The organism is Exiguobacterium sp. B2(2022), assembly GCF_028823655.1.
Taxonomy (GTDB): Bacteria; Bacillota; Bacilli; order Exiguobacteriales; family Exiguobacteriaceae; genus Exiguobacterium; species Exiguobacterium aestuarii_A.
On sequence record NZ_JAPEHX010000013.1, the window covers coordinates 22,528 to 48,457 of the forward strand.

At 49.9% G+C, this 25,930-nt stretch carries 29 protein-coding genes, 1 pseudogene and 1 other annotated feature; of the genes and pseudogenes, 18 read left to right on the plus strand and 12 right to left on the minus strand.

The window, feature by feature from the left end:
- Positions 1-84: 84 nt before the first annotated feature.
- Positions 85-642 (plus strand): annotated as a pseudogene (locus ON063_RS03975) (AAA family ATPase); the annotation flags it as partial.
- 31 nt (positions 643-673) lie between these two features.
- On the opposite strand, the gene ON063_RS03980 reads toward ON063_RS03975, so the two are convergent.
- From ON063_RS03980 to ON063_RS04000, 5 genes are read right to left on the minus strand one after another with little or no spacing between them, the layout of a single operon-like run.
- Entirely contained in the window at positions 674-1,393 is a 720-nt protein-coding gene (locus ON063_RS03980) for a carbohydrate deacetylase (protein WP_274664310.1), read from the minus strand.
- On the minus strand, positions 1,362-1,655 hold the full coding sequence (locus ON063_RS03985) for a PTS sugar transporter subunit IIB (RefSeq protein WP_214694114.1): 294 nt from the start codon (positions 1,653-1,655) through the stop codon (positions 1,362-1,364). Before ON063_RS03985 ends, ON063_RS03980 begins: the two co-directional genes overlap by 32 nt.
- Positions 1,652-1,951: a PTS lactose/cellobiose transporter subunit IIA gene (locus ON063_RS03990; RefSeq protein WP_224862777.1), complete on the minus strand. Its 300-nt coding sequence runs from the start codon at positions 1,949-1,951 to the stop codon at positions 1,652-1,654. The genes ON063_RS03985 and ON063_RS03990 overlap by 4 nt, the downstream gene beginning before the upstream one ends.
- Positions 1,952-1,980: 29 nt before the next feature.
- Positions 1,981-3,300: a PTS sugar transporter subunit IIC gene (locus tag ON063_RS03995; RefSeq protein ID WP_224861971.1), complete on the minus strand. Its 1,320-nt coding sequence runs from the start codon at positions 3,298-3,300 to the stop codon at positions 1,981-1,983.
- Complete coding sequence (locus ON063_RS04000) at positions 3,297-4,616, minus strand: 6-phospho-beta-glucosidase (protein ID WP_274664312.1); 1,320 nt, start codon at positions 4,614-4,616, stop codon at positions 3,297-3,299. Before ON063_RS04000 ends, ON063_RS03995 begins: the two co-directional genes overlap by 4 nt.
- Before the next feature lie 174 nt (positions 4,617-4,790).
- On the opposite strand from ON063_RS04000, the gene ON063_RS04005 reads away from it, so the two are divergent.
- The 4 genes from ON063_RS04005 (at position 4,791) to ON063_RS04020 (ending at position 7,721) form a co-directional block, all read left to right on the plus strand.
- Positions 4,791-5,507 (plus strand): GntR family transcriptional regulator, encoded by a 717-nt coding sequence (locus tag ON063_RS04005; protein WP_214694104.1) that lies wholly within the window; start codon positions 4,791-4,793, stop codon positions 5,505-5,507.
- A 379-nt stretch (positions 5,508-5,886) separates the two neighbouring features.
- Positions 5,887-6,588: an ABC transporter ATP-binding protein gene (locus ON063_RS04010; protein ID WP_214694101.1), complete on the plus strand. Its 702-nt coding sequence runs from the start codon at positions 5,887-5,889 to the stop codon at positions 6,586-6,588.
- Positions 6,588-7,355: an ABC transporter permease gene (locus ON063_RS04015; RefSeq protein ID WP_074035973.1), complete on the plus strand. Its 768-nt coding sequence runs from the start codon at positions 6,588-6,590 to the stop codon at positions 7,353-7,355. The genes ON063_RS04010 and ON063_RS04015 overlap by 1 nt, the downstream gene beginning before the upstream one ends.
- 3 nt (positions 7,356-7,358) lie before the next feature.
- Positions 7,359-7,721, plus strand: a complete 363-nt coding sequence (locus ON063_RS04020; protein WP_274664313.1) for a VOC family protein — start codon at positions 7,359-7,361, stop codon at positions 7,719-7,721.
- A gap of 41 nt (positions 7,722-7,762) precedes the next feature.
- Here the strand turns inward: ON063_RS04020 and ON063_RS04025 are convergent, their stop codons facing one another.
- The 5 genes from ON063_RS04025 to ON063_RS04045 form a co-directional block, all read right to left on the minus strand.
- The gene (locus tag ON063_RS04025) at positions 7,763-8,221 is read right to left on the minus strand and encodes a hypothetical protein (protein WP_274664314.1); all 459 of its coding nucleotides are present in this window, start codon (positions 8,219-8,221) and stop codon (positions 7,763-7,765) included.
- A gap of 118 nt (positions 8,222-8,339) precedes the next feature.
- Complete coding sequence (locus tag ON063_RS04030; protein ID WP_274664315.1) at positions 8,340-8,939, minus strand: short chain dehydrogenase; 600 nt, start codon at positions 8,937-8,939, stop codon at positions 8,340-8,342.
- A gap of 117 nt (positions 8,940-9,056) precedes the next feature.
- Positions 9,057-9,389 carry a DMT family transporter gene (locus tag ON063_RS04035; RefSeq protein WP_274664316.1) on the minus strand — a complete coding sequence of 111 codons (333 nt, stop codon included), beginning with the start codon at positions 9,387-9,389 and terminating at the stop codon, positions 9,057-9,059.
- A gap of 11 nt (positions 9,390-9,400) precedes the next feature.
- A complete protein-coding gene (locus tag ON063_RS04040) occupies positions 9,401-9,709 on the minus strand; it encodes a DMT family transporter (RefSeq protein WP_214744256.1) in 309 nt (102 codons plus the stop codon).
- A 1-nt stretch (position 9,710) separates the two neighbouring features.
- Positions 9,711-10,238 (minus strand): TetR/AcrR family transcriptional regulator, encoded by a 528-nt coding sequence (locus ON063_RS04045; RefSeq protein ID WP_214784249.1) that lies wholly within the window; start codon positions 10,236-10,238, stop codon positions 9,711-9,713.
- 116 nt (positions 10,239-10,354) lie between these two features.
- Here ON063_RS04045 and ON063_RS04050 point away from each other — a divergent pair, with 116 nt between their 5' ends.
- The 9 genes from ON063_RS04050 to ON063_RS04090 all read left to right on the plus strand — a co-directional run bounded on the left by ON063_RS04050 (position 10,355) and on the right by ON063_RS04090 (position 16,600).
- Entirely contained in the window at positions 10,355-10,921 is a 567-nt protein-coding gene (locus ON063_RS04050; protein ID WP_274664317.1) for a zinc dependent phospholipase C family protein, read from the plus strand.
- Positions 10,918-11,205 carry a hypothetical protein gene (locus ON063_RS04055; RefSeq protein WP_274664318.1) on the plus strand — a complete coding sequence of 96 codons (288 nt, stop codon included), beginning with the start codon at positions 10,918-10,920 and terminating at the stop codon, positions 11,203-11,205. The genes ON063_RS04050 and ON063_RS04055 overlap by 4 nt, the downstream gene beginning before the upstream one ends.
- A 5-nt stretch (positions 11,206-11,210) precedes the next feature.
- Positions 11,211-11,504, plus strand: coding sequence for a hypothetical protein (locus tag ON063_RS04060; RefSeq protein ID WP_274664319.1), 294 nt, complete (start codon positions 11,211-11,213; stop codon positions 11,502-11,504).
- A 110-nt stretch (positions 11,505-11,614) separates the two neighbouring features.
- On the plus strand, positions 11,615-11,833 hold the full coding sequence (locus tag ON063_RS04065; protein ID WP_274664320.1) for a hypothetical protein: 219 nt from the start codon (positions 11,615-11,617) through the stop codon (positions 11,831-11,833).
- Positions 11,834-12,064: 231 nt separating this feature from the next.
- Complete coding sequence (locus tag ON063_RS04070; RefSeq protein ID WP_274664321.1) at positions 12,065-13,069, plus strand: siderophore ABC transporter substrate-binding protein; 1,005 nt, start codon at positions 12,065-12,067, stop codon at positions 13,067-13,069.
- A gap of 9 nt (positions 13,070-13,078) precedes the next feature.
- Positions 13,079-14,083: an ABC transporter permease gene (locus ON063_RS04075; protein WP_274664322.1), complete on the plus strand. Its 1,005-nt coding sequence runs from the start codon at positions 13,079-13,081 to the stop codon at positions 14,081-14,083.
- Positions 14,080-15,138: an iron chelate uptake ABC transporter family permease subunit gene (locus ON063_RS04080; RefSeq protein WP_274664323.1), complete on the plus strand. Its 1,059-nt coding sequence runs from the start codon at positions 14,080-14,082 to the stop codon at positions 15,136-15,138. The genes ON063_RS04075 and ON063_RS04080 overlap by 4 nt, the downstream gene beginning before the upstream one ends.
- Positions 15,135-15,887 (plus strand): iron ABC transporter ATP-binding protein, encoded by a 753-nt coding sequence (locus ON063_RS04085; RefSeq protein WP_274664324.1) that lies wholly within the window; start codon positions 15,135-15,137, stop codon positions 15,885-15,887. The genes ON063_RS04080 and ON063_RS04085 overlap by 4 nt, the downstream gene beginning before the upstream one ends.
- Before the next feature lie 17 nt (positions 15,888-15,904).
- Positions 15,905-16,600 (plus strand): ferredoxin--NADP reductase, encoded by a 696-nt coding sequence (locus tag ON063_RS04090; RefSeq protein WP_274664325.1) that lies wholly within the window; start codon positions 15,905-15,907, stop codon positions 16,598-16,600.
- A gap of 3 nt (positions 16,601-16,603) precedes the next feature.
- Here ON063_RS04090 and ON063_RS04095 read toward each other — a convergent pair whose 3' ends face one another.
- Entirely contained in the window at positions 16,604-17,179 is a 576-nt protein-coding gene (locus tag ON063_RS04095) for an anthranilate synthase component II (protein WP_274664326.1), read from the minus strand.
- A complete protein-coding gene (gene trpE / locus ON063_RS04100; RefSeq protein WP_274664327.1) occupies positions 17,176-18,507 on the minus strand; it encodes an anthranilate synthase component I in 1,332 nt (443 codons plus the stop codon). Before trpE ends, ON063_RS04095 begins: the two co-directional genes overlap by 4 nt.
- Before the next feature lie 55 nt (positions 18,508-18,562).
- Positions 18,563-18,794, minus strand: a binding site (T-box leader).
- Between the two features lie 118 nt (positions 18,795-18,912).
- Between trpE and ON063_RS04105 the strand changes: the two genes are divergently transcribed.
- The 4 genes from ON063_RS04105 to ON063_RS04120 all read left to right on the plus strand — a co-directional run.
- Positions 18,913-19,284 (plus strand): nuclear transport factor 2 family protein, encoded by a 372-nt coding sequence (locus ON063_RS04105; RefSeq protein ID WP_251126070.1) that lies wholly within the window; start codon positions 18,913-18,915, stop codon positions 19,282-19,284.
- 160 nt (positions 19,285-19,444) lie between these two features.
- On the plus strand, positions 19,445-22,174 hold the full coding sequence (locus ON063_RS04110; RefSeq protein WP_274664328.1) for a S8 family peptidase: 2,730 nt from the start codon (positions 19,445-19,447) through the stop codon (positions 22,172-22,174).
- A 215-nt stretch (positions 22,175-22,389) separates the two neighbouring features.
- Complete coding sequence (locus ON063_RS04115; RefSeq protein WP_274664329.1) at positions 22,390-23,769, plus strand: Ig-like domain-containing protein; 1,380 nt, start codon at positions 22,390-22,392, stop codon at positions 23,767-23,769.
- Between the two features lie 631 nt (positions 23,770-24,400).
- Positions 24,401-25,930, plus strand: a 1,530-nt coding sequence (locus ON063_RS04120) for an Ig-like domain-containing protein (protein ID WP_274664330.1), incomplete at its 3' end; no start/stop codon positions are given.

The window sequence follows — 25,930 nt, forward strand, 5'->3', positions numbered from 1 at the left end:
ACTTTGGAAATTTGGTCAATCGTATGATTTTCTATATCCACTTTAGTATGATGAACAAAATGATTCAGCGCAGGGGGAGATTTAATGAAGTTCATCATCTTATTCGGTCCGCAAGCCGTCGGTAAAATGACCGTCGGACAGGCACTCGCCGACCGAACCGGGCTCAAGTTATTCCATAACCATATGACAATCGATCTCGTCGGACCGTTCTTCAATTACGGGACGGCAGAAGGGAAGCGACTCGTCCAACACTTTCGCCAAGAACTGTTCGAAGCGGTCGCCAAGAGTGATCTACCCGGCATGATCTTCACGTTCGTCTGGGCGTTCGATATGCAGGAAGACTGGGACTACGTGAAAAAAGTGACGGATTTGTTCGAATCACATGGGGCGGCCATTTACTACGTCGAGCTCGAGGCAGAGATGGAGGAGCGGCTCGTGCGCAATACGACGGAGAACCGCCTCACGCATAAACCGTCGAAGCGTGACATTGCTTGGTCCGAGGCGGAACTGAAACAGACGGCGACGATGTATCGCTTGAACTCACGTCCGGGGGAATTGGATGTCGAGCATTATCTCCGTATCGATAACACGAATCTAAGTCCGGAAGAGACGGCTGCACAGATACAACGAGCGTCTGACCTAAGGGGTCCCCGTGAAAGGGAACCCGCTTTTGTCATGCCCACCAATCAGGGCGTTGATAGTCGACCAATACCTGTTTTTCGAGGAGGCGTGGCACAAGGTAAGAGGTGATGCTCGGAAGATCATCGTCGAGGTCGGCCGGATGGACCATCACTTCGATGGACCCTCCCGGTTCGATGGCATCGAGCGTCGCATGGGAGACACCGTCCGCGTAAAATTGATCACTGAACCGTTCGGTCACCCACAAGTCTCGGCGCGACCCGAGCGTCGTTAAGGCCCGAAACGTCGTGTCATATTCTTCGGCGAGACGAATGATGACGTCATGTAGGACCGGCCAGCCGTGAACATGGTGATGACTGTCGAGATGGTCGAGCGGGAGACCTGTCGCGAGAAACGCCTCGATTTGGGCTTTCCACTCGAGATAGACGAGCTCTGGGTCAGGCAAGTCTTCAGTCAAGAAACGGCTCGTGTAGCGGAACGTGCCGTCTTTTTTTGTAAGGGGCGCACTCGTGTCGGCGAGCGGTTTGCCCCAGGACAAGACGAGATGGACACCGACGCGAAGCGATGGATGTTGTTTCGCGAGAAGGACCGCTTCCTCGACGGCATACCCGTTCATGATCATCGTCGCCGAATTCACGATTCCATTCAGATGACTCTCCAAGGTGCCGGCGTTCACACCTGTCGTCAATCCGAAATCATCGGCGTTGACCAAGACGAACGTCTTAGGCATTGACGAGACCGAGTGCCTGGTCAAGGACGAGGTCACCTTTCATCATCCCGTACGCCATATTATCGATGACCGCGACCGGTACGTCGACGGACGATTTGATTTTCCCTTCAAGGTAACGAACTTGTGGTCCAATCAAGATGACGTCGACGTTCGTCTGTTCTTTCAAACGAGACTCGGGGATGGCGTCAATGGACGCGTCGATTCCGCGGTTCGCAGCTTCTTTTCGCATTTTTTCCACTAAGATCGATGTCGACATACCTGCCGAGCAGACGAGTAAGATGTTCATGTTGTTTCCTCCAATCGATTCAAACGGGTGATCATATCAATCATTTCGACGGCGAGTTCTTTCACCGTCATCGCCGTCATGAGGTGGTCTTGGGCGTGGACGAGGAGGACGCTCATATCGCTCGTTGCCCCTCGCGCTTCTTCTTGTAAGAGTTCTGTCTGTAATTTGTGTGCTTCTAGAAAAGCCGCATCAGCTTCTTTTAATTTGGCTGTCGCCTCGTCCGCTTCACCGCGTTTTGCCGCAGCGATGGCTTCGAATGCCGACGAGCGGGCATTGCCGGCATGCAGAATAATCATAAATGAGAGTTCTTGAATCGTTTCGGTTTTCACGAAATCTTTTCTCCTTCCTCAGTTGCAGCTTTGTTTTTGTTGATTTCGGCTGTCATCGCTCTTGCTCCTGCCATGACAAACGGGATATACATCGCAGTCGCAATCGACAAGTTGACGATTTGAAGCAAGACACCACGTACGCTGCCGCCAGTGACCAAATATCCGCTGATGATTGGTGGCGTCGTCCAAGGAACGATGGCGACCGTCTTCGGAACCATCCCTGTCGAGAGGGCGACATACGAGATAATCGTGAGCGTGACCGGTACTAAAATGAACGGTACGAGCATGATCGGGTTCAATACGATTGGAAGACCGAAGATGACCGGTTCGTTAATGTTAAAGAGACTGGCTGGTGTCGAGAGTTTTGCCACTTGGTGATACGGGTGATTTCGTTGTTTCCGAACGACGATGAAAATCGCGAGTAAGAGCGCGAACGTCGTACCCGATCCACCCATGAAGACGAACGCATCCAAGAACGGTTTTGTGACCGTATACGGCACATCAAACGCTGACGTTCCCGCTTGGAAAGCAGCCAAGTTCTGTTCGATGAGCGGGAGATAGACCGGCTCAATAACAGAGCCGATGATGTTCGTCCCGTGAAGTCCGAAGAACCAAAGGATGTGATTCAAGAACGCGATGACAAGGGCAGCTGGGAGTGAATCTCCGAATCCTTGGAGCGGTTGTTGAATCGCCTTGAAGATGACTTCAAACACACTGAGCTCGACGACGAGCGTCATGAAAAGCTGGAATCCTGCGACGACTGTCAAGATGATCATCGATGGGATGAGTGCCTGGAACGAACGTGTGACCCCACCCGGTACTCCTTCTGGCATCTTGATTGTCAGTTTCGTATTGATGAGATAGCGGAACATTTCCGTGACGGCAATCGACACGATGATGGCGACGAAGAGCCCTTGGGCACCGAGCCATGCGAAGTTGAGACCCCAGTCAGCAGTGACCGGTACGAGCATGATGTATGAGGCGAGCGACAAGATCCCTGCCGCAAGTCCGTCAATCCCGTATGAGCGGGCCAAGTTATACCCAATGGAGAAAGCAATCAGCAGTCCGAGTATGGCGAAAGACGCGTTCCAAATACTTCCGCCGAGTCCTTGCCAATTTCCTTCGCCGAATAGACTGTTCATCGAGCCGACGAAATCGAGCGAGAGACTACCGATGTTGACAGCAGGGAAGTTGTTAATGAGGACGGCGAGCGACCCGACGATGATGAGTGGCATGACGGAGACGAACCCGTCACGGATGGCGACTAAGTGCCTTTGGGACCCGATACGTCCCGCGATTTCAATAAACTTGTTCATGAATAGACCTCCTTCTGAAATTGGGGTAGGTACGCCTCGTGCGCTGTGAACAGCTCCTTGAGAAGCGGGTCAATCCGTTTCTCGTCTTGGATGAGCGGATTCATGAGGCAAGCAAGGTAGGCGTCCTCGTAAGAACCGGATACAGCCGCCTGAATGGCGAGCTGTTCAAACGTTTTTAAGTTCGTGATGAGTCCACGAATCGGGAGCGGTAATGACCCAATTGAGATTGGACGAGGACCAGACTTCGTGATGACGGCGTTCACTTCGATGACCGCGTCGTCTGGTAAGTCCCGAATCGTGCCGTTGTTGAGCGTGTTGACGGTTTGGATGTCGCCACGGTCATTGTGAATCGAGTCCATCAAATTGCAGGCGGCGTCTGAATAGTAGGCACCTCCACGTTTTTCAAGCTCTTCCGGTTTGACGGCGAGATCGACGTCTTTATATTTCTCGAACAACTGCGCCTCGACTTGTTGGACGACTTCGGCACGTGTGCCATTTTGTTCGTACGCCTCAAGATCTTTTTTCAACACGTCTTTCGTCTGGAAATAGTACTGGTGATACGGGTTCGGTAACATACTGAGTGACGACAGGAACGATTCGCTCCATCCGAGACCGACGATGTTCGCTGGCGAGTAGTCGTTGCCTGCGTTGAGCGAAGCAAGGACGTCACCTGTCCGATCCACGCCGTCGACCCAGACGTGACGACCGAAGACGAAATGATTTAATCCGATAAATTCAATCGCGACTCGTTCGACCGGCGTCTCGAGAATCTCTGCGACCGAGTTTCGCATGTTGAATGGGATGTTGCAGACACCGATGACCTTCTTATGAGATGAGTGCTTGAGTACGGCCTCAGTGACAATGCCCGCCGGATTGGTGAAGTTGACGAGCCAGGCGTCCGGACAAATCTCGGCGATTTCATTGGCCAAGTCGATTAAAACGGGGATGGTACGGAACGCTTTGAATAATCCACCTGCGCCGTTCGTCTCTTGTCCGATGAAGCCATGCTTGAGCGGGATGCGTTCATCGAGCGCACGTGCCTTCAGTCCACCGACCCGAATCTGTGTCGAAACAAAATCTGCGCCGACGAGTGCGGCTCTTCGGTCGAGCGTCCAACTGAGTGTGATCTCGGCGTTAGCCTTCTCGATCATCCGCTGAGCGAGACGACCGACAATCTCTAGTTTCTCCCTCCCTTCTTCGATATCGACGAGCACGATTTCCCGAACGGGGAACGAGGCTTGCCGATCAATCAATCCTTCGATGATTTCCGGGGTGTAACTAGACCCACCGCCGATGATGACGACCTTGACTGCCATGGTGTCAACTCCTCCTTTTGAAAGCGATTTCTTTTTGTCGTAACAAATATAACAAATAGTACAACTTTCGGCAATATAAAAAATACAAATAATACAATTAGTTTTTTGTATTTGCAATTGTATGCTTGCTGTATCACAATAAAGGAACCAACCTAACGTAAAGGAGATGGAGGTATGTCGCAATCGACGCTCCAAACCGCAATCAAGGATGAATTGTTGTCCCGCATCAAAAGTGGGCATTATAAAGAAGGGGAGAAATTTCCGACCGAGTACGCGCTTTGCGAGGAGTTCGATGTGAGCCGAACGACGGTACGTGGCGCCCTCAATCAGTTGACGACGGAAGGGTATTTGGTCCGCCAACAAGGTCGCGGTACGTTCGTCGCCGGAAAGAAAGTCCAACAGACGCTATCGTATACACCGAACAACTATGCGGCCCAGCTCGCTGTTCAAGGAAAGCGTGGTCAAGTCGCGTTGATCGACATCTCCGTCATCTCGGCATCCGGTCAAATCGCTTCGGTGTTTGAAGCAGAGGACAATGCGCCGATTCAAAAGATTGAACGGATTCGTCATGCGGACGGGGAACCGACACAGTATGAAGTCTCTTTCATTCCGTGGAAGATTGCACCGGGGATCACGAAAGAACAGGCAGAGCATTCACTCTTCCGAACACTGGCTGAAGTCCACGACGTCCATGTCGCGAAGACGACAGAGGCATTGGAGATTGCCCTTGCCGACGAGAAAGTGAGTACGCTCCTCAACTGTCCACTCGGGTCACCATGTTTCCATATCGAAACCGTGACAGAGGATGAGTCGGGACGAGCGATTGAATATTCACGCTCGTACTTCCGTGGGGACAAGACGAGCTTCGTTATCGAACGGAATTATAACTAATAAAAGCGCTCGACTGTTTCGTATAGAAACGTTCGGGCGCTTTTTTATGAAGTGATTCAAAAAGGATATGAGGAAGAGAAAAACGAAGATACATACGATCAAATTGAATAGTGGGAGTGAGCAATATGACGATGTTTACAATTTTCGGGGTCCTGGTCTTCGGACTAGTGCTGTTGGGAATCGGTGTTGTGATGAAGAAACGCTGGTTATCCATACTCTCGATGGTTCCAATAGCGATTGCTGTGGGACAACTTGCGTTTCTTTTTTTGATCGGAATGTAATCTTACTTAACATACATGTTGCATAAACTTTCCCCATACATATTGGATACAGTCGATTCCTGACTTTATGTACACTAGAATCAGGAGGCGAGAGAAGCATGTCAATTATTGAATTCAAAGATGTGAGTCATCAAGACATCCTGCACCATGTGTCCGGGACGTTTCGGGAAGGGCGAATCACGACGTTCGTCGGACCGAGCGGCGCCGGCAAGACGACGTGTCTGAAGCATATCAACGGATTGCTGTCACCAGACACAGGCACGATTTTATTCAAAGGGGAAGATATTGCGGAGATGGACATCCTCGAGCTACGAAAAAAAATCGGGATGGCATTTCAAAGCGCCCCAATGATTCAAGGAACGGTATACGACAACTTGAATCTTCCGAAAGCCATCTTCGACGAGACACTCGACCGCGACCGGGCTGCCGAGTTGCTTCATCGCGTCGATTTGAGTGAGGCGCTCCTCGACCAACCCGTCAAATCATTGTCGGGCGGGGAACGAAGTCGGGTCGCCATCGCCCGTACGCTCGTCAATAAACCGGATGTGCTCTTGCTCGATGAAATCACGGCGAGTCTCGATTATCGGACGGTGAAAGAAATCGAGCGACTCATCCGAAAACTGCAACAATCGTATGGCGTGACCGTCATCTGGATCACCCATGACTTAGATCAGGCGCGACGGGTGAGTGACGACATGTGGTTCTTGAAAGACGGGGAACTGCTTGCGTATGGGGACGCATCGTTCATTGATGAATCGGACGATCCTGTCATCCAACAATTCGTCAGGGGGGAAGATTGATGTCATACATTGAACTCGCGACAGCGCTCATCTTCGTCGTCATCCCGCTTGCCTTGACGCTCGTCCTACGACTCGGGCTCGAGCGAGATATTATCATTGCGACCGTCCGTTCCATCATTCAACTGCTGATCATCGGCTATATTTTGACGTTCGTCTTTGAGAGCGACAGTCCGATTTTCATGCTGTTGATGATCTTACTCATGATTGTCGCCGCGACACAGAATATCCGACGGAAAGGGGACGGGATTCCGGGTATCATGTGGATCATCGTCTTGACGCTCGTGACGATCGAAGCGCTGACGATGGGGCTCATGCTCGGGCTCGGCATCATCCCGTTTGAACCGGAAAAGGTCATTCCAATCAGTGGGATGGTCATCGGGAACAGTATGGTGTTGTCGCTCCTCTTCTTAAACAAGTTTAAAGACGAGGTCGAGCGGAGTGATGACGTCATCGAACTCATCCTCTCGCTAGGCGGGACACCGAAAGTGGCCATCGACCGCAGCTTGAAGAATGCGATTCGCACGAGCATGATCCCGACCGTCGAGGCGCAAAAGACGATGGGGCTCGTCCAACTACCGGGTATGATGAGCGGTCTCATCATCGGTGGGGCAGATCCGATGGAAGCGGTACTATACCAACTTTTGATTCTGTTCTTGATTTTGACGACTGCCTCCATTTCGGCGACACTCGTTGGTTACTTGGCGTATCCACGCCTGTTTAACGAGAAGATGCAGTATATCGGATTGACCTATCGGAAGGGGAAATGAAGCATGATCACAGGGATTCATCACGTACAGCTCACGATTCCAACTGGAGCGGAACGAGAAGCGAAGGCATTCTACTGCGATTTTCTCGGTCTAAGTGAAATCGAGAAGCCGGACTCACTGAAAGAGCGCGGTGGATTTTGGCTTCAGGTCGGCGACCAATCCGTTCATGTCGGGACTGAGAACGGCGTGGAGCGGAACAAGACGAAAGCGCACATCGCGTATGCTGTGACGGATTTAGGTCATTGGAAGGCGGCCCTCACAGAAAACGAGATTGTATACTCCGAAGGCATCCCGATTCCTGGGTTCGATCGATTCGAGTTTCGGGACCCGTTCGGCAATCGAGTCGAAATGATTCAAGCATTATAACAAAAGGGAGCATCCATCGCGGATGCTCCCTTTGTCGTTCTTCAAGAAATACCGAATAACTGAGTCAATTGTCTCCATTGGGCTGGATAGGCGTTGCTTCCGCTGTGCTCGTGAACAAGTTTACCGTTAGCGTATACGCTGAGGTTCCACTGCGTACCATCTACAGTGATGACGCCTTCGGGTTCTTCGAAAACGATTGGCCAGCGATGCGTTCCGAGTGATTCAAACTTCATACGAATTTGTTCTGCTTCTTCACCTTCGAATTCCTCGGATATCGAAAGGGCGGATTGATCGACGTGACGAAGGACGGTACCATTTTCAAAAAAGGTCAGGGTACTCACATCAAACACACCAAAGCCACCGACACGAAAAACGGCCTCAATGGACGATTGTTCCGGACGCTTCAATCGACTGGTGAAGCGAAGTAGTCGACTTGGGAACGGGTGGCGGACGAATGGTGGAGGAATGTCAAAAAGATCGCGCAGTGTTTTGTGATTCATGAACATTCAACCTTTCTCGCATATAAGTTGTCCTGAGTATAGCGGAGTTCATATGGATGAGTAGGTAAAATAACGTTCAAGGTACGAAAAAAGCACCTCTCAACGAGATGCTTTGCAGTTAATATACTTCATACGTTTGTCCCGTCTGCGCGCCTTCAACGCTCTTCACATAGGCGAGGGCGACCCGTTCACCCGGCACCGCTTCGTAACCACGGAAATAAGGACCATACGCATCGAGCGCTTCGACGAGAACGTTCGGGCTAACGTTGTTGATGCGAATGCCCCGTGGCATCTCGATTGCCGCACCGGTGACAAATCCTTTGATGGCACCGTTCGCGAGTGCAGCCGATGCGCCTTCTTTGATGGGATCGTCCATCAAAATCCCGCTCGTCAGTGTGAAACTGCCACCATCGTTCACATAATCAAGTCCGAGAAGGACGAGGTTGACCTGTCCTTTGATCTTGCTGTCGATACTCTTCTGATTATCCGCCGGCGTCATCTCGGAAAGTGGTCCGAAATGTGTGCTGCCCGCCGTACTGATGACCGCATCGACGCGACCAACTGTCTCGTACATCTGACGGATGCTGTCTTCTGAGGTGAGGTCGACTTGCACGTCCGCCCCGTTACGCCCAGCCCGGATGATTGTATGTGTTTTCTCCAATTCGTTTACGACGGCCTGACCGACCGTGCCGCTTGCCCCAACGAGTAAAATATTCATGTGAAACTGCCCCTTTCGTCACGCTTAGATTCCACTTCAGAGTAGCGGATAGCGAGGACGTTCGGCAATCAAGTTGCTTCTAGTGAGCAACTGCTTCTCAAGTACAACGAATATGGTTCAAGCTGCGGCCTTCTGCCCTCGTTGATTCATCACGATGACCCCAAGGACAATCAATAACAAACCAATCCCGTTCAATGCGGAGAGGACTTCTCCATATACGAACACGCCGATTAGACCCGTCGCCACCGTACCGAGTCCGGCCCAGATGCTATAGGCGATACTGAGCGGGATTGACTTCAAGACGATGCCCATGAGGGTGAATGAGGCGGCGAAACTGACCAAGAGAATGACACTCGGCACAAAGTTCGTGAATCCGTCCGATAGCTTCAACATCGACGTCCCGAGTACCTCGAATGCGATGGAAAAGAACAGTAAAAAATAAGCTTTCATCTTGAATCACCTCACAATTTCATAAAGACGAGCCCGATGATCACGAGCGCAATTCCGGTAACTTTTTGACGACTCACTTTTTCGTGGAAGACGACAAAGCCGATCACAGCCGTAAGCGCCGTTCCGACACCGCTCCAAAACGCATAGGCGAAGCTGAGAGGGATCGTGAAGAGCGCTAGTGATAACAAATAAAACGCCGTCCCGTAGCCGATAGCCACCCCGAGAATCGGAAGTCGATTCGTCGAGGTGGCGTTCACTTTCAACATGCTCGATCCAAATAGTTCAGAAACGATGGCCCCAATCAAATAGATGAATCCCATGTCAGCCACCTCCTTCAAGTAACTCATCACACGCCTCTCGGATGAGTGTCGCCGCACGATCCTTGAACGATTCGCTATATCCATACAAAACGGCGAACCAAAAACCGTCACAGAGGAGACGGAGTTTTAAAATCGCATCTTGGTCGGGACCGTCGGCTGCGAACCGTTCGTTCCAACCGGTCGAGACGTTGCTCCAAATCGACTCGCTCGCCGCATCTTCTTGTGACGAGATGAAGACGGCGATGAGGTCCGTGTCTCCATGGTCGACATCATCCAATGTAGCGAGGGCATAAGCACGAGTAAATGGATACGGACCATCCGACAAATGGTCGGTGATTCGTGTTTCGAACGTCTCGATGGCCATCTCGTTCATCTGACGCAATAAGTTGGCCTTGCTATCAAAATGATAAAGGACACCTGCTTTCGTGATCCCTGCTTTCGTCGCCAATCGTTCGAGTGACAACTGACTGATGCCGTCCTCTCGAATCATCTGGGCGGCCGTCTGCAACAACAATTGTTTTTTACTCATCGATTTACACACCACCTTTACTTTACTGACCGTTCAGTAAAGTCATCCTACCAAATAATGATTCAGGTTGTCTAGCGAAATGACTGATGGAATAATGTGGGAAAGGGGGTGTCGGTATGGGCTCACATTTGATGCATCTCGTCATCGCGAACGAGATGGTAAACGGGTTATCAGAACTCGATGAGGTTGCATTCACACTCGGAAGTCTTGCGCCGGACGCGACGACCGAAAAAGGAGATTCACATTACTATGCGGGAAGACACGACGATTTGTCGCGTCGTCTCGATCTCGAACAGTACTGGCGTGATAGCGAGGGAGAGGACCGCTCGTTTCGACTCGGTTACTATGCGCATCTCGTCGCGGACGAGATCTGGCTACAAGGGTTTTACAAAGGCTGGTTGAAAGAGGTCATCACCCAAGACCCGTCAAAGCAGGCTGCCTACTATGCAGATTTTGATGCCTATAATGCTCGCCTGTCGAAACGACTAGGGGAGTTCGATTTCGAACGATTAAAAGGGGATCCGGCTTTCGATGAATTGATTGAAAAAATCGAGCGAGACACGGCGATGACAGAAGAGGGGACGTACACCATGTTCTTGCCGCACCAGTTTGATGGCTATGTCGATACGTGTGTCCGCCGTTGCTTGGAGATGGTGAAACGGAAGCAGGCGATACTCACATGAACAAGCGATTTGCACCGCTATACGCGACGCTCGGACTCTTCATCTTGACGGTCATCACATTCTTCACGCTGAACGGACGGGTGTTTCCGAACCTCGAGTTGATGCCGGTCATTTGGGTATATCTCGCGATTGACATCGCTTTGTTCGCCACGTTGATTTGGGGACTGTTTACGAAGGATCGAATCATAAAAATTTACACGCTTCTTGTGACAATCGGATTGATGATCCCATTGTCGATTTGGATTTTCCTGTTGCTGTTGGCGAACGGGATTTCGGAGGCATGAGTCATATGGACGAACCTAAAACAATCCCATTTTTGATGCGCCGAGTGCCGTTTTTCATCTTGTATGCCCTTTGCGGTCCGCTTGCGCTTCTCATCTTGATCATTTACTGGCGAGACACGCCGACTGACGATCGAGGACCGTATTTGTTTTTCTCGGTCGTGTTTTCGTTGTTCTTCATCAAGAAACTCATACCGGACGGATTGTTGAGTATCGTGATCTTTTCAGCGACGTATACGTTCGTCTTATTCGTCACATACATCATTCTCGATCGAAAGCGAAATCGTGATGACAATGAGTAACTTTGAAAGTGAATTCCCATTTTCTTAACGACAGCCGGATTGATGATCCCATTGTCGATTTGAACTTTCCTGTTGTTGTTGGCGAACGGGATTTCGGAGGCATGAGTTGAATGACTGAAAACGAGAAAAAATTACCTTTTGTGGCTCAAGCAGTCCCGTTCTTGATTGGTTGTCTGATTTTTGGACCAATTGGATTGGTGATTCTGCTGTTCATGTGGAGACGTTTGGAACGAGATAAACGAATCATCTATTTGATTGCTGCGCTCTTCTTCACGTTACTCGACGTTCTCGACTATTTCACTGATGGTCTACTCTATTATTTGGTTTGAGAAAATGGATCTTTCCATTTTCTTTTTTTTGTGCTCTCTATAGAAAGGAAATTTTTCCTATCCGAATCTTTACAATTTGACGTTGCGTATCCTTTTTTTGTTTGATATGCTACTTGATGAAAACGACAATGATAATCATTATCACTGATAACGAGAAAGAAAAAGAGACATACATAACCAACATGACTCGTTTTTTGGTGGAAGAATCATTGAAACTTACATACAGAGGAGATGGATGAAGTGGGGAAATTTAAACTTTCACTCATGTTGACGTTACTCGTCTTCGTACTCGCCGCATGTGGTGGAACGAGTGAGACGAAGCAAGAAGAGAACGTCGACGGTGCAACAAAAACAGAGACAGTCGAGATTACAGACGCGCACGGCACAATCGAGGTACCGGTCAATCCGGAGAAAGTCGTTGCCCTTGATAACCGTACGTTCGAAACATTGGCAGCGTGGGACATCGATTTAGTGGCGGCACCACTCCTTCCAGCGGAGTCACCATACGCATCAGACAAAGACATCGCAGACGTCGGTATGCACTTTGAACCGAACTTAGAGGCGATTGCGGGAGTGGACCCGGACGTCGTCATCGTCGGTCAACGTTTCGCGGATTACTACGAAGATATCAAAAAGTTGGTACCAGAAGCAGCGGTCATCGACTTGAACATTGAAATCCCAGAAGATGCAGGGACACCAGGTGAAATCTTGGTTAAAGGATTGAAAGACACGACACTCACGCTCGGCCAAATCTTTGACAAGAACGAAGATGCAGCACAAATTGTCGCTGATCTCGACAAGTCAATCGAAGATGCAAAAGCAGCGTATAACGGAGAAGACACAATCATGTCTGTCATCGTATCAGGAGGAGACATCGGATTCTCAGCACCGGTGACGGGACGCGTGTTCGGACCGATGTACGATATCTTCGGATGGGTACCAGCACTTGAAGTCGAGAAGACGACGGGTGACCATGAAGGCGATGAAGTATCTGTTGAAGCCATCGCAGAAAGCAACCCGGACTGGTTGTTCGTCCTAGATCGTGACGCGCCACTTGGTGACGCAGAAGGAGCGGTACCGGCAGAGGACGTCATCGATAACGCACCTGCACTTCAAAAGACGACGGCTGTGACAGAAGACCAAATCGTTTACGCGCCGAAAGACACGTACTTGAACGAATCGATTCAAACCTATTCGGAATTCTTCAACAGTGTCGCGGAAGCACTCACGAAGTAAGGTTCGATTATGCAAAAACGGTTGACAGCCAGGGTTGAGACGATGTCTCAGCCCTCCTTTTCTAAATTGTGGACGAAGTCGTTCGTATTCACCGCTATCATTGTCCTCGGTTTGGCGGTGCTGTCACTCTTTACAGGCGTATATGACTTATCTCGGACAGACGGCTTCGATATGTTTTGGATCACCCGCGTCCCTCGTACGGTCGCGCTCATGCTGACGGGTGCGGCGATGGCGATGGCGGGACTCGTCATGCAGCTCATCACACAAAACCGACTCGTCGAACCGACGACGACGGGGACGCTCGAATGGGCAGGACTAGGCTTACTTACTGTGTACTTGCTCGTTCCGGCACCGAGCCTCATGATGCGCATGACCGGAGCAATCGTCTTCTCGTTCATCGGAACGATGGTGTTCTTCTGGTTCTTACGTTCGGTCAAACTCCGCTCGTCACTCATCGTCCCAATTATCGGACTTATGCTAGGGGCGGTCATCTCCGCCATCTCGACGTTCCTCGGTCTGTTCTTCCGCGCGAGTCAGGCGATTGAAGGCTGGTTCGTCGGTTCATTCGCTTCGGTACAAATCGGACGTTACGAATATTTATGGGTCATCATCATCGTGACGGTGCTCATCTTTATACTGGCGAACCGTTTGACGCTCGCCGGGCTTGGGGAAGACATCGCAACGAGTCTTGGCGTGAACTATAACCAATTGATGATGATCGCGACCGGACTTATCGCCTTATCGGTCGGGGTCGTGGCGACGGTCATCGGGAATTTACCGTTCCTTGGCCTTATCGTCCCAAACCTTGTCTCGATGTTTCGGGGGGATGACTTACGCAGCAATCTGCCGTGGGTCTGTCTTGTCGGGATGGGTGCGATTCTCGTCAGTGACTTGATTTCACGGACGATCATCATGCCGTTCGAACTCCCGGTCTCGCTTATTCTCGGAACGGTCGGTGCGTTCGTCTTTATTATGATTCTATTGCGGCAACGCAAAAAAGGAGGGGTTCGATGAGTACGGTCATTGAACGAGATGGCGTCGAAGTGAAAGTTGGGGCATTGACAGAAGAACGTCATGCTTCGGCGTTTCAATCGAAACGAGCGAGCAGACGCTATTGGCTCTTCTTAAGTGCCTTTATTCTCGGAGGACTCTTGTGCGCGCTCGGCCTTCTCCTTTACAACAATCCGGTCTCCATCGATTCGCCGTCATTTGTGCCGGTCGTCGAACGGCGAATCGTCGCTATTGTGACGATGCTCATTGCGGCACTTTGCCAAAGTCTTGCGACGGTCGCATTTCATTCCGTGACGAACAACCGAATCATCACACCATCGCTTCTCGGATTCGATGCGCTTTATTCGACGATCCAGACGAGCATGGTGTTCTTCTTCGGGGCAGGGGCGTTGATTGGATTCTCGGGAACTGGCGCCTTCTTGACGCAAGTCGGGCTCATGGTGACGATGAGTCTTCTCTTATACGGATGGCTCTTATCGGGGAAGTACGCCAATCTTCAGCTCATGTTGCTCGTTGGGATTATCATCGGGACGGGACTGAACTCGGTGTCGTCGTTCATGCGCCGCATGCTCGCACCGTCCGAGTTCGATATTCTGCAGGCACGATTATTTGGATCGGTGACGAATGCTGACGTGGCCTACTTTCCCATTGTCATTCCGATTGTTGTCATCGCCGGGACATTGTTGTTCTTGTTTTCGAACCGACTCAATATCGTGGCACTCGGTAAGGACGTTGCGACGACGTTCGGCGTGAATCATCGGAGAAGCGTCATCTATACGCTGGTTCTGATTTCACTCCTCATGTCGGTGTCGACGGCGCTCATCGGTCCGCTCACGTTCTTCGGATTTTTAGTCGCAACGCTCAGCTACCAGATTGCCTCGACGTATGACCATAAATACGTCTTCCCGATGGCGTTCGCCTTAGGGTTCTTCGTCCTGACGAGCGCGTATTTCTTCATGTATCACATATTCCAGACGCCAAGTGTCGTCTCCGTCATCATCGAACTGTTCGGAGGACTCATCTTCTTGGCCGTCATCTTACGAAAGAGGTCGCTATGATTCAAATCGAACAAGTCAAAAAATCGTATACAGATGACGTCCACATCGGACCGCTCACGCTCGACATCCCAAAAGCCGGGTTCACTTCACTCATTGGACCGAACGGGGCAGGGAAGTCGACGACGCTCATGATGATTGGACGGTTACTCAACTTAGACGAGGGACAGATTCAAGTCGCTGGGATGGATGTGTCGAGCACGAAGTCGAAAGACTTGGCGAAAATCATCACGATTCTTCGTCAAGAGAACCATTTCGTGACGCGGCTCACGGTTCGACAACTCGCCGGATTCGGTCGATTCCCGTATTCAAAAGGGAGATTGACGAAAGAGGACGAGGCGATCATCTCGAAATATATCGACTTCCTCGACTTAACCGCTCTCGAGAATCGCTATCTCGACGAACTGTCAGGTGGGCAGCGTCAGCGTGCATATGTGGCGATGGTACTTTGTCAGGAAACGGAATACGTCCTCCTCGATGAGCCGCTCAATAACTTAGATATCGCTCGTTCAGTGCAGATGATGGAATATTTGCGCCACGTCGCCGATGAGTTTGGACGGACGATTGTCACGGTGCTCCATGATATCAATTTCGCGGCGAAATATTCGGATCGCATCTGTGCGATGAAGGACGGGCAAATCGTTGCATTCGGAACGGTCGATGAGATTATGGACGCAAAGATTTTATCGGATATTTTTGAGACAAAACTCGAAATCATCGAAGGGCCGTATGGGCCGATTGCGGTGTATTAACGAAAGGGAGAATTCACATGAAAATTGATTGGACACCCATCACAAAAGTCGTAAACGAAGCGCCCGATACATACACGTTCCATCTCGCGTTACCTCCTGAGTTCACGTGGCAGGAAGGGGCGCATACGCATCTTGCACTCGAAGGATTCAACGCCGAAGACAAGCCGGACCGAAGTCTCGTCCGCCATATGTCCATCTCTACATTGCCGCACGAAGGGGCAATCGGCATCACGACCCGCATCAAGTCCGAATGTTCACCATTCAAATCCATCCTTCGCGACATGGTACCTGGGGACAAGGTCGCCTTGTTCAAGACACATTCGAACGTTCCGCTCGAACGGAGTGGAAAGAACGTCTATCTGTTGTCGGCCGGTGTCGGACTTGCGACATTCCGTCCAATCGTCCTCGAGTACTTGGCGAACGGGGAAGGTGTCCCGCATCTTTATTCATTGAACGTCGATTCGTCGAAGGCGTATCTGTTCAGTGATGTCTTCGAATCAAACGAACGCTTCACGTCCGAGTTCGTGCCGAGTCGGAAAGACTACTATGAACGAATTGAAGCGTTGGCTGCCGATCAAGATGGATTATTCTATGTCGTCGGTAGTGACGAACTGTTACGCGAGACGATTCAGGTACTTCGGACGAACGGAGTAGCTTGTGACAACATCAAAATCGACAAGCACGATTTTCAGCGTGAAGACTTTTTAGGCTGACACTCAAACCGGGGACATGCGCCCCGGTTTTTTCGTGCACAGCTGGACGAAACGTTCAAAGATACTGCGACCATCTGGTGTACCAATCGACTCAGGATGGAACTGGACGCCATACGTCGGATGGGTCGGATGTTCGATTGCCATGATGACACCATCTGTCGTCTCTGCCGTAACAATCAAATCCGTCTCTTGTACGACGAGCGAGTGATAGCGCATGACGTCCATCGACAAGCCTTCGAATAAGACGCCCGGTGACGTATTGATGCGCGACACTTTCCCATGCATGACCTCGTTCGCTCGTCCGACGACCCCGCCGAACGCCTCGGCGATGACCTGATGACCGAGACAGACCCCAAGGATCGGGACGTACCCAGACAATTGTCGAACGACCGCAAGCGAGACACCGGCATCTTTTGGACCACCGGGACCCGGGGAAAGGATGATCCCACTCGGGTTCATGCGACGGATTTCTTCTATAGTATGTTCATCATTCCGAATGACGCAGACGTCACTGAATCGGGCGACGTCCTGATAGACGTTATACGTGAACGAATCATAGTTGTCGATGAGGAGAATCATGCGAACACCTCCAAAAGGGATTTGGCTTTATGCAACGTTTCTTCGTATTCTGATACAGGATCCGAATCATATACGATTCCGGCACCAGCTTGGACGTGGGCCGTGTCACCTTGGATGACCATCGTCCGGATGGCGAGAGCAAAGTCGAATCCACCCCGGACGTCGAGATAACCGACCGCCCCGGCGTACACTTCGCGCTTCACCGTCTCGAGCTCGTCAATGAGTTGCATCGCCCGAATCTTTGGGGCACCCGAAACGGTACCGGCCGGAAGACAGGCGCGGAGCGCATCGATTGGCGTCACCTCGTCACGAAGTTCACCTTCGACTTCGGAGACGAGGTGCATCACATTTTTGAACCGCTCGAGCTCGATGTGTTTCGGGATGGTGACTGTACCGATTTTGGCGACCCGACCGATGTCGTTCCGTCCGAGATCGAGAAGCATCCGGTGCTCGGCAAGTTCCTTCTCGTCCTGAAGAAGCGACTCCGCGTGACGCATATCTTCCTCGACCGTCTTTCCACGTGGACGTGTGCCGGCGATTGGGTTCGTCGTCACTTTGCCGTCTTCGACACGGACGAGACTCTCAGGTGAGGCGCCGAGGACGATGGCTTCCCCAAGGTCGATGTAGAACAAGTACGGGCTCGGGTTTTGTTTGCGGAGCGTCCGGTAAAAGTGGAACGGGTCACCGGTGAATGTCGCGTCGATTCGTTGTGACAAGACGAGTTGGAAGACTTCACCTGCAAGAATCGCCTCTTTCGCCTGGAGGACACGGTCGATGAACTCATCTTTTGTCGTCAAAAGCTGTTCGCTCGTCCGGACGACCGGTTCGAGGGCGTGTGTCTCCGGTGTCTCGAGCTGTTCACGGATGGACTCGAGTCGCATCGTAGCATCCGTCTCACTCGTATCGATCAAGACGACCTGTTCTTCGAGATGGTCGTATAAGACGACCGTCTCATAGCGCTGGAAGAGGGCGTCCGGTAAATCGCGCGTCTCCGTCGGTGTGTTCGGAATCGGTTCATACACGCGAAGTAAGTCGTAGCCGATATAGCCGACGGCACCCCCGATGAACGGATACGGTGCAGTGATATCTTCACGTGTGATGCGTTCAGATAGGGCGTGGAGCGGATCGTCCGCATAGATGGTGCCGGTCGAATCTGTCACGTCGTTCCCATCGACGCGGATCGTCTCGACCGGATCCGCCGCGATGATGGAATAGCGGCCGTGCTTGCCTTCCGCCCGACTCTCGAGCAGGACCTTACGTTCACCTTGCAGACGGTGGAAGATTGCCACCGGTGTCAATTCGTCGCCATTGATGATCAGTTGTTGCATCGAAATCTCCTCCTTAAACTAAAAAAATCTCCCCGTCCCACATGTCCGATCGGACATGAAGGACGAGGAGATTCCCCGTGTTGCCACCTTCGTTGAAAGACGCCTTGTCTTCCCACTCATCGCGAACCATCATTCGCTGTCCCCGATAACGGGAGGACCCGTCAGAGCCTACATGTCGGTCTGAACGCTCAAAAACCCATTCACGCAAGGCACGACACCGGTTCGCATCGACCACCGGCTTTCTGTAGACGTCCCTTCGCGCTACTCTTCTTTCTCATCGCGAGTTCGTATGAATGTTATCGTTACTTTAACGGGATGAAGCTTTCTTGTCAAGACTCAAAACGCGACAGACATTTGAAAATAGATAAATTATGCTATGATGGATGGTGAAAGGAAGGTGCACCGATGGAGACACTCAACATGAAACAACTTTCTGACGACCGCGCGACGAAACAAGTCGCGGGTGACCTCGACGCGATGCGTGACTTGATGCATGACTCGTTTCGGTATGTCGACTCGAGCGGACGTCAGTTTGATAAAGAGACGTTCCTCGACCAATACGTCGACCCGACTGCGATTCAATGGATTGCCCAAGAAACGGTGACGTTCGATGAAACCGTGACGACGGACCTCGCAATCGTGAAAGTCTTGCTCGAAGAACGGTTTATTCTAGGAACGAATGCATACGAAGGACGCTTTTGGGCGCTCCACCTGTATATAAAAGAAGGCGATGACTGGCTATGGCAAGGCGGTCAAGCGACGATGATCAACGAATAATGTGTAGACACTTCTTGAAAAAGAGGTGTCTTTTTTTGAGCAGATTTACTTGTCGAAACATTGTCGAAACATTTTTGTTACATTTTTGAAACATTAACCGATATATTCCGTAGAACGATTTGGAGCATATACTCCAAGATCAAATGAAAGAGGGGAAACTATGAAAACGAGATTCAAGCAGTTCGTGGCGATGATGACGATCCTCGTCCTCGTCCTGTCATTCCTCCCACCGGTATCAGCCGACAAAGGGGAAGGCATGAAGGAGGCCACCTTACTCAATCCGGGAGAGGCGGTCGAGTTCACGACCGGAATCGAACCGGTCAACACGTATTGGTTCAAGATGGAACGTGTCGCGTCAGCGATGACACATATGGAAGTCACGTTCGAATCTTCCAAACTCGCGAACATCAGCATCTATCCGAGCGCCGAGATGGCGGCAAAGGATGAAACGTTCGATCGCTATCGCGCGAGTGCGACGAAAGAAGAGGGAGAACAGACGGCCAAGATTCCGTTCCCATTCGCTTGGGAAGGTCCATACTACATCAAGGTCGAGTATATGCCGATGGACCTCGGTGACGGGATGATGGATATTCCGACAGAGGACATGCCAGTCGGTGAAGAACCGGCAGAAGGGGAAGAACCGACAGAAGGAGAACCAGGGGAAGGGGAAGAGCCACCAGCACCTGATCTCTCAATGTTCGCTTCAGACATCAAGCTCGTCGTCAATCCGGTTAAACTTCCGGTGAAATACGAAGAAGTCGGTGGTGACATGTGTGCCGTCGAATCAATCGTACAACCGGCACCGGAGCGTGATTCGATGCTCAAACTCATCCGTCGTGTGCAGTCAGAAGTACTCGGAAAATCACAAGAAGGTCGGGACTTATCGGCCCTCTATTACCGTGCTTCGCCTTACATCGTCAAAGCGATCACATTTGACGGAGAAAAACGAAAAGTGGCACTGACAGATTTGAAGACACTCCGTCCACTGTTGACGGCGCTTGTCGACAAAAAGGACTACACGTTGAAGACGCAAGATGCAGCGGCAATCAAACGTCTCCATGCACTTGTGGATGGAAGCGTTCCGACGGCTCTCCAAAGTGAGATTGGTGAAATCGCGACAGCGCTCGTAATGGACTCGCTCGCAGGAACACCCGTATCAGACCTCTTTGGGAAAATCGGCATGACGATTCAAACAGACGGTCAGGACGCACCGCGTTATATCGTCAAATACAAATCGTCACCGAGTAAGTCCCTTGGCAAGATGAATGCCATGAATAACGTTTCGGCTGAGCGAATCGCCATCGGTTCGCCATCGGATTACTTTGCGCTCGTCGATGTAGAGGAAGCTTCTACGAAGATGCAGGCACAAGCGAAGTCGACGCTCGAATCAGACCAGAACGTGGAGTACATCGAACCGGTCCAGACGTACAAATCGTTCGCAACGGATGTGAGTCTCGATTACCAATGGGCTATCAATTCGAAGTCGGTTCTCAAACCGTTCCAGGATGCGGGAATTGGTCTTGATCGCTATGAATCGTTACGATTACCGGTACGTACCGTGAAAGTGGCCGTTCTCGATACAGGAGTCGATCATCGTCTGCTCGATTTACAAGGGAAGGTCGACATCGCCAACGCGAAGAACTTTGTCGACCCGAACGGTGAAGGCGACGCGATTGATGACCATGGCCACGGTACGCATGTCGCCGGTGTCATCGGTGCCATCCGAGACAACGGTGTCTCGATGCGTGGGATTGTTCCGAACGTCTCGATCTTACCTGTGAAAGTTCTCGATGCGGGTGGTTATGGGGATACGGATCAAATCGCACTTGGCATCAAATATGCGGTCGACGCTGGGGCGAAAGTCATCAACATGAGCCTCGGTGGAAATGAGAGCCGTACACTCGGATACATGTTGAAATATGCACATGACCGTGGTGTCATCATCGTGGCGGCGACGGGAAATGACGGACAGTCACGTGTGTCTTATCCGGCTTCTTCGAAATACACGATTTCAGTCGGAGCAACGAACTCGTTCGGGATTGTCTCGGATTACTCGAACTATGGGATTGATGTCGATGTCGTCGCACCAGGTTCTAAAGTAGCAAGCCTTGTTCCAGATGGAAACGTTGTCTATATGGACGGGACGAGCATGGCGACACCACACGTCGCGGCTGCTGTCGCTCTCTTGAAATCACAACACCCGAACATGACGGTCGAAGGGGCACGTTCGATCCTCCGTCGTACGGCACAACCTCTCGCATTCTCGGGTGGCGACGCATCAAGGGACCCACGAATGGAAGATGGGTTACAGTATGTGCTCGATGAATTAGATCGTCCACTTCTTCCGTATTATGATGTCGTGAGCGGATACGGGAAAGTAGACGTCTATCGCGCTGAATCCATGCTTCAACTCGCACCGAAACCGAATCGGATCTATGACAATGCGCCAGTTTTCTCGGCTAAAGTCAAATCTGGGACGCGCGTCACGCTCTATAACGGGACGAAGCGTATCGGTTCTGGCGTTTCAAAAAATGGTACAGTCACAATGTCGATCGCACCTCAACAAGAAGGGGCTGTACTGACGGCTCTCTACACAAATGGTAAATTCAGTACGAACGAGCGCCTCATTGTCATGAAAGGACTTCGTCCGAAAACGGCACAGGTGAACGCTGTGCGTGCGAAGACAAAACAAGTGACAGGTAAAGCTCAGGCTGGGATGACGGTCGTCATTCGCGACCAGAAGAAACAAGTCATCGGAAAGTCAAAAGTGACGTTGAATGGCACATATGTCGTGAAGACACGAGTGTTGAAGAAAGGCGAGCGCCTGATGGTTCATGTTGAGGACGTGACGAAGAAGGTCAGTCCGGTCACAACGATCACAGTTCGATAAAAATAGGAAATTACTGAAAAATCATACGCGATTTTTTAATATGTAATCGAGTATGCATACAGTGCGACACAATGGGATTCCTTTTCTATAAGGAGTCCTTTTGTGTTTTTAAAAAATATGATTAAAAATAGAAAATTATGTACCTATTTTTAAAATAATCCATTAAAATAAAGATGTTGTCTGAAGAAAACATTATTTAGGAGGAACATCTTTTCATGAAACAACCAAAGTACTTATCTTTATTCTTAGCGGGGACACTCGTTCTCGGCGGGGTCGCCATGAAACAACCAAAGTACTTATCTTTATTCTTAGCGGGGACACTCGTTCTCGGCGGCTTCGCTCCAACGTTCGTTGCAGCAGAGACGAATGAAACGGTCGTCGACACGACGGCACCTGAAGCACCAGTCGTAGAAACACCGCTTCATACGTCGACTTCATTGAAGATCACAGGAGAAGTCGGGACGAAAGCGGAGATTCTAGTCGCAAACAAAACATATGAGCGTGTCGTACGTTCAACTGGGGAAGCGATCTTCACGATGTCACCACAGCCTGTCGGTCGCGTGATCACAGTCCGTCTCGTCGATGCGAGCGGGAATGTAAGTGAAGAAACACGTGTCGTGGTCGCAGAAGACCCAGAACAACGCCCGGAAGCACCGGTCATCAACACGGTCGATAACTCGGCACGTGCGATCGTTGTCACAGGAACACCTGGAGTAGGTGTAACGGTGACAGTCGGAGGAAGCACGTTCAACGGATCATTTGATGCGAACGGTCAATACCGTCGCGTGATTGCGCTTCAAAAAGTAGGAACGCCTTTATCAGCACAAGCGAAAGCGAAGAGTGGGGCACTCAGTGAACTCGTTCAAACAACGGTCGTCGCTGACAAGGTTGCACCTGCGAAAGCTCGTTTGACACAAGCCGTGACGACGACATCGAACGGAATCGCGGGAACGGCAGAACCGCTCGCGACAGTAGTCGTAACAATTGACGGAAAAGCATACTCGGCACCGGTCATGTCGACTGGGAAGTTCGTTCTTCCGATTCCAAAACAACCACTCGGTAAGAAGATGACCCTCGCGGTACGTGATGGTGCTGGTAACTATAGTGCTTCTGAGACGTTGACGGTTCAACACGCACTCTTCAACAACTTCTATCGTGTGACGGAAGAAGAGTTCCGCGCAGTCTTCCATAAAGAAGTATTCACATGGGACGGATCGACACGTTACAACGAGACATTTGCGCCATTCTTCATCGACCGTCCGTCGAAATCGAATATGTTGTTCTTACTGAGCAACTACACAGAAGATGGAGATGTGGTTGGATTCAATAAGCTTCGCATCCGTGTAGGGAATGCGACATATACAGAAGCAATCGATGAGTGGGATGTCGATTACTATGAGTACGAAGACGGATCAGTAGAAGAATCATACTGGTTTATCCCGAGCGCGAAGATGATCGCTTTCATCAAACAACACGTTCGTCCAGAGAACCGGATCGTCATCACAATCGAAGGATACGACTATGATGTGGAGTGGGCATTGATCGCTGGCGAGAAGCGTGCCTTCATCCAGTCGCTTCAATACGCAGGATATTAATAAGAAGAAATATGTTACTAGCCGTAGGTGAATCATTCACCTGCGGCTTTTTTGGGGTTTCGTGGATAGGACTAATGGAGGAGGGATGGTGAGCAGGGTTTTCCTCTAAATGGTTTTAAAAGTTTGGTCAATGTAAAATTTAGGATTAAATAAAGTCGGAAAATGCTCAAATCAAAAAATAGACATGGAAATTATACATAAATCCATATTATTCATTTAAATATACAAATAATGTATATAAATGAATTTATGAATGATAAATGGCTTGAATTCGCCCTTTTTCGACGTGTTTCGACATTTATAAAATAGGTGAATTTAATATTGAATAATCTCCAATAACGAGAAATTCAAAATCATTCCCATTTTTGCGAAAAAAAACGCTTGTGCTAGCTGGAAGCGTTATGTATATTATGGATGTAAGGTTTTCCAAGTTCATACTTGGTAAATTGTTCAAGGGTCACCTCTTGAAAGAATACCTACCCGTTTCGGTGAAGCTCAAGACCTAAACGATCAAGTTGCATAAGTCATTCGTATGAGCGGCGTATACATATGGGATCTTTAGCGGGGGGAGCGTCGACGTAGACGAGTAGAGACAAACACGTATAATACCCAAAGGGAGGATTTACACAAGATGGCTAAGAAATCATTCAAGCTAGTCAAAGCGTCAGCAGCTCTTGCTGTGACGGCAGCAGCCCTTACACCAGTAATGGCAGCAGAAGCATCAACTTCAACAGTTGAACTCAAAGCAGAGGTTGTACTCGGCGGGAAGTTCAAAGAAGCACTCGCACTCAACACACCAGCTGGTGTTGAAATCAAATGGGGTAAATACCTCGTTACTGCAATCAACAAATGGCAAACAGTTAAAGGTCAAGGTTCTGATGGAAAGACTTACATCAAGAAACTTTACGCTCGTAACTACCCACTCTACATCCTCGACCAAGATCTTGGCGAAGTAGAAGCTGGTTCTGAACTCGAGAAGCCATCAATCCGCGTTATGTACCGTGACGGAAAAGTTTACACACAAGCTCCTGAGCGCTTCACAATGAGCTCAACTTACAACACGAAAGATGAAGGCGAGCAAAAAGTTCTCATCTCTTACAACCACAACGGGAACCGTATCACTTCATTCTTGACTTACACAGTTGTTGCTGGAGAAGTTGAGTTCGATAAAGTGATGTCTTCAGTTGATCAAGCTGCAGAAGTTCTTTCTGTCACAGCTGACGTGAAGAATCTCAAAGAAGGCGAAAAAGTTGAACTTGTTGTTTACCCAGGTAAAGACATGTCAGCTCAAGCAATCACTGAAACGGCTACAGTTAAAGATGGTAAATTGACTGTTTCTAAGAAACTTCCAGCGGGAACTCACTCGTTCCAACTCGTTTCTGGCGAAGTGAAGTCAGAAATTCAAGAATTCACGATTGAAGCGCCTATGGTTAAAGAAGTCAAGGCAATTAACGCTAAAGAAGTTATTGTTAAGTTTAATAAAGCTGTCAAGAAAGATACAGTCCTTGGAGCGGGTGATGCAGTTCAAAACATCACGTTTACTCAAGTTGGTACAGCTTTGGCACCATCGACTTTAACTGGTAAACTTTCTGCTGATGGTATGGAATTAACAATTCTTGCAGCTGGCGCTTTCGATGGAAGTTATGCAGTAGCTACTACTACTGATATCAAAACAGTAGCTGGTGCTGGTGTAGCTAAATTTGAATCTGTAGTTTCATTCGAAGATTCAGTACGTCCTACAGTTTCAGCTCCGGTTTATAAAACTAACAATGTAGCTACAATCAGTTTCTCTGAGCCTGTTGATCTTGCGGATAACACAGCATTAGCAAATGCTTTGACGCTTAAAGATACTTCTGGTGCTACATTCACGCCTGTAGTAGCATTGGCTGCTGATAAAAAATCATTTACGTTAGATCTTAATGGTTCTACGTTTGCAACTAACAAAGCATACCAATTGACAATCGCTGGAGTGAAAGATTTCGCTGGAAACCTCATCACACCAAACCCTGTGACTGTGACAGTTGAGAAAAAAGTGGTAGATGAAATTGCACCTACAGTTTCTACTATTTCATCTAGCCAAGCTGGTTATGTGGTTGTGAATTTCTCTGAGCAAGTTGCTGACAGATCAGGTAACCTTGTAGCTTCAATTAACGGAATTTCA

Bases quoted from the DNA above. Each gene is read 5' to 3' on its own strand.
- ON063_RS04085 (WP_274664324.1), top strand. From the start codon at position 15,135: ATGATTCAAATCGAACAAGTCAAAAAATCGTATACAGATGACGTCCAC.
- ON063_RS04015 (WP_074035973.1), top strand. From the start codon at position 6,588: ATGTCATACATTGAACTCGCGACAGCGCTCATCTTCGTCGTCATCCCG.
- ON063_RS04020 (WP_274664313.1), top strand. From the start codon at position 7,359: ATGATCACAGGGATTCATCACGTACAGCTCACGATTCCAACTGGAGCG.
- ON063_RS04075 (WP_274664322.1), top strand. From the start codon at position 13,079: ATGCAAAAACGGTTGACAGCCAGGGTTGAGACGATGTCTCAGCCCTCC.
- ON063_RS04005 (WP_214694104.1), top strand. From the start codon at position 4,791: ATGTCGCAATCGACGCTCCAAACCGCAATCAAGGATGAATTGTTGTCC.
- ON063_RS04030 (WP_274664315.1), bottom strand. From the start codon at position 8,939: ATGAATATTTTACTCGTTGGGGCAAGCGGCACGGTCGGTCAGGCCGTC.
- ON063_RS03985 (WP_214694114.1), bottom strand. From the start codon at position 1,655: ATGAACATCTTACTCGTCTGCTCGGCAGGTATGTCGACATCGATCTTA.
- ON063_RS04095 (WP_274664326.1), bottom strand. From the start codon at position 17,179: ATGATTCTCCTCATCGACAACTATGATTCGTTCACGTATAACGTCTAT.
- ON063_RS04055 (WP_274664318.1), top strand. From the start codon at position 10,918: ATGAACAAGCGATTTGCACCGCTATACGCGACGCTCGGACTCTTCATC.
- ON063_RS03990 (WP_224862777.1), bottom strand. From the start codon at position 1,951: ATGATTATTCTGCATGCCGGCAATGCCCGCTCGTCGGCATTCGAAGCC.
- ON063_RS03995 (WP_224861971.1), bottom strand. From the start codon at position 3,300: ATGAACAAGTTTATTGAAATCGCGGGACGTATCGGGTCCCAAAGGCAC.
- ON063_RS04025 (WP_274664314.1), bottom strand. From the start codon at position 8,221: ATGAATCACAAAACACTGCGCGATCTTTTTGACATTCCTCCACCATTC.
- ON063_RS04040 (WP_214744256.1), bottom strand. From the start codon at position 9,709: ATGGGATTCATCTATTTGATTGGGGCCATCGTTTCTGAACTATTTGGA.
- ON063_RS04070 (WP_274664321.1), top strand. From the start codon at position 12,065: ATGGATGAAGTGGGGAAATTTAAACTTTCACTCATGTTGACGTTACTC.
- ON063_RS04000 (WP_274664312.1), bottom strand. From the start codon at position 4,616: ATGGCAGTCAAGGTCGTCATCATCGGCGGTGGGTCTAGTTACACCCCG.
- ON063_RS04060 (WP_274664319.1), top strand. From the start codon at position 11,211: ATGGACGAACCTAAAACAATCCCATTTTTGATGCGCCGAGTGCCGTTT.
- ON063_RS04090 (WP_274664325.1), top strand. From the start codon at position 15,905: ATGAAAATTGATTGGACACCCATCACAAAAGTCGTAAACGAAGCGCCC.
- ON063_RS04050 (WP_274664317.1), top strand. From the start codon at position 10,355: ATGGGCTCACATTTGATGCATCTCGTCATCGCGAACGAGATGGTAAAC.
- ON063_RS04110 (WP_274664328.1), top strand. From the start codon at position 19,445: ATGAAAACGAGATTCAAGCAGTTCGTGGCGATGATGACGATCCTCGTC.
- ON063_RS04105 (WP_251126070.1), top strand. From the start codon at position 18,913: ATGGAGACACTCAACATGAAACAACTTTCTGACGACCGCGCGACGAAA.
- ON063_RS04115 (WP_274664329.1), top strand. From the start codon at position 22,390: ATGAAACAACCAAAGTACTTATCTTTATTCTTAGCGGGGACACTCGTT.
- ON063_RS04035 (WP_274664316.1), bottom strand. From the start codon at position 9,389: ATGAAAGCTTATTTTTTACTGTTCTTTTCCATCGCATTCGAGGTACTC.
- ON063_RS04010 (WP_214694101.1), top strand. From the start codon at position 5,887: ATGTCAATTATTGAATTCAAAGATGTGAGTCATCAAGACATCCTGCAC.
- ON063_RS04080 (WP_274664323.1), top strand. From the start codon at position 14,080: ATGAGTACGGTCATTGAACGAGATGGCGTCGAAGTGAAAGTTGGGGCA.
- ON063_RS04045 (WP_214784249.1), bottom strand. From the start codon at position 10,238: ATGAGTAAAAAACAATTGTTGTTGCAGACGGCCGCCCAGATGATTCGA.
- ON063_RS04065 (WP_274664320.1), top strand. From the start codon at position 11,615: ATGACTGAAAACGAGAAAAAATTACCTTTTGTGGCTCAAGCAGTCCCG.
- trpE (WP_274664327.1), bottom strand. From the start codon at position 18,507: ATGCAACAACTGATCATCAATGGCGACGAATTGACACCGGTGGCAATC.